The sequence below is a fragment of the Candidatus Zixiibacteriota bacterium genome (assembly GCA_036397555.1).
Classification (GTDB): Bacteria; Zixibacteria; MSB-5A5; order WJJR01; family WJJR01; genus DATKYL01.
The window spans coordinates 1-1897 of the sequence record DASWIS010000017.1 but is presented as its reverse complement, the minus strand read 5'-3'; the positions used below and the strand labels follow the sequence as shown (position 1 = coordinate 1897).

Below are 1897 nucleotides of genomic sequence, written 5' to 3'. Positions count from 1 at the left end.
CTGCTGCGCCAGCGCCGGATCCCAGTTGGTGTCGACCGGGCCCTCGAGGACAGTGATCCCCGGGTGCGCGGCAAAGACTTCCTGCCAACCGACAGCCTGCGACGCGGTCATCGGATTGCCGGGCGTGCCGCCTTGGACAATGACATTGCCCTCGCCGCCGAGCGTCTCGACCATCCACTCGGCAAGCATCTTGCCGAGGCCGATCTGGGTTTCGGTGACGCGCGTGAGATAATCCACTCCGATCTCACCGAACTGGGCATCGCCGGTGGTGAACGGAACGACCGCGATGCCGGCATCCAACGCCTGGCGCATGACATTCAGCTGCGCCACGCCGGTGTCGGCAAAAACAACGATGACATCGAACTCTTGCGCGATCAGGCCGCGAATGTCGGCGATCTGCTTCTCAGCGCTGAACTCGCCGTCGGTATAACGGACTTCGGTGATGTTGGGGCATTTCGCCGCCTCGTCCTCGAATTCCGCGCGGGTGATCTGGCGCCAATAGTTGCCGCCCCAACCGTCGGAGTAGGCGACCTTGAGCGGCTTGTCGCCGCAATACTTCGTGATGTCCTCCATGTCCTCGATGCCGCCGGTCTTGTCCGGGGCCAAGTCGACATCCGAGAACATGTTTTGGGCGTCCGCCGGGACTGTTGTCGCCACTTGCCAGGCAAGCGCCCCGGCGATCGCGCACATGATAAGTCGCAGTTTTGATGCCATTTGCCCCTCCCTTTGAGGTCGTTGGGACCCTATCGACTTTGCGATTCTTGGTTGGAACCGACATGCCGGCTACAACAGCCATGCAGTATAGTCTAGGATGAGCGGGTTTTCCAACCGACGATGCGAAGTGGCAGGGGCAGCGTTCAATGAAGCTCAGCACGGAAAGGATTCTTACCACCCATGCCGGCAGTATGCCGCGTGGCGAGCCACTCGGGTCGATGCTGATTGACCAGGAGGAAGGCAAGAGGATCGATCGCAAGAAAATCGACGAGGTTGCCGACGACCGGGTCGCCTACATCATAGGAAAAGAGGTCGAAGTCGGCATCGACATAGCCAATGACGGCGAGCAGGGAAGGGTTGGATTCCAGACCTACGTGCCGCAGCGGTGGAGCGGCTTCGGTGGCAAGTCGAGCCGCCCCTACGGCAAGGAATTCGTCGAGTTCCCGAAATTCACCGAGCGAATGATGGCGCGCATCCCGAAGACCGGCAGAGTGTTCGACGCGCCGGAAGCGATCGGCGAAGTTCACTACCACGGCGAAGGCGAGATCCAGAAAGAGATCGGCCGACTGAAGAACCAGGCGGAGAAGACAAACGCCCACGTCGCCGAGTGGTTCATGAATGCGCCGTCGCCCGGCATCATCGCGTGCACCATGCTGAACGCGTATTACGACACCGACGAAGCCTATCTCGATGCGATCGCGCGAGAGATATCGAAGGAGTACAAGGCGGTGGTGGATGCCGGCTACGTCCTGCAGGTCGACGCGCCGGACCTCGCGATGGAGCGGGTGCTGCTGTATCAGGATTTGACCGACTCCGAGTTCGCGGAACAGACGGAAAAACATGTCGAGGCGCTGAACAAGGCGCTGGCGGACATTCCGCGCGACCGTGTCCGGCTCCATGTTTGCTGGGGCAACTGGGAAGGACCGCACAATCACGACGTGGCGATGGAGGTGGTGCTGCCGCCGCTCTACCAGGCGAAGGTCGGTGCGATCGGCCTCGAGTTCGCCAACCCGCGCCGCCAGCACGAGACCGCGGCGATCAAGGCGAACAAACCGCCGCCGGAAATGGCCGTCATTCCCGGCGTGATCGATTCAAAGAGCAATTTCGTCGAGCACCCCGAAGTGGTCGCCCAGCGCATCGAGCGCGTGGTCGACGCGCTCGGCGACAGGGAGCGCGTTATCGC

Annotated in this window: 2 protein-coding genes; one reads left to right on the top strand and one right to left on the bottom strand. The window is 61.7% G+C overall.

Going from position 1 to position 1897, the window contains the following annotated elements; genetic code table 11:
- Positions 1-690 (bottom strand): substrate-binding domain-containing protein (locus VGB22_06350; protein ID HEX9750888.1); only part of this gene is annotated, 690 nt, incomplete at its 3' end.
- A gap of 170 nt (positions 691-860) precedes the next feature.
- Between VGB22_06350 and VGB22_06345 the strand changes: the two genes are divergently transcribed.
- Positions 861-1897 (top strand): methionine synthase (locus VGB22_06345; GenBank protein HEX9750887.1); only part of this gene is annotated, 1037 nt, incomplete at its 3' end.